The 253-nt window shown below is 70.0% G+C and carries 1 protein-coding gene; it reads right to left on the bottom strand.

Translation table 11 applies throughout. The features are described 5' to 3' along the window. Positions 1 to 19: 19 nt before the first annotated feature. Positions 20 to 253, bottom strand: a 234-nt coding sequence (locus tag ACP3VS_RS24495) for a PhoH family protein (protein WP_426390334.1), incomplete at its 5' end; no start/stop codon positions are given.

Here is a 253-nt window from a genome sequence, read left to right as displayed (position 1 = left end):
GCCATGGGCATCTCCCGGGTCAGAGCACTTCGGAGGCGAAGTCCGCCAGGCGCGAGCGCTCGCCGCGGGCCAGCGTGACGTGGCCGCTGTGGGCCCAGCCCTTGAAGCGGTCCACCGCAAACGTGAGGCCCGAGCTGCCCTCGGTCAGGTAGGGCGTGTCGATCTGGGCGAGGTTGCCCAGGCAGACGATCTTGGTGCCCGGGCCGGCGCGGGTGATCAGGGTCTTCATCTGCTTGGGCGTGAGGTTCTGCGC

Origin of the sequence: Lysinibacillus sp. VIII_CA (assembly GCF_049943995.1) — a bacterium.
In the GTDB taxonomy this organism is placed as follows: domain Bacteria; phylum Bacillota; class Bacilli; order Bacillales_A; family Planococcaceae; genus Lysinibacillus; species Lysinibacillus pinottii.
This window is presented reverse-complemented; position numbering and strand designations above follow the sequence as displayed.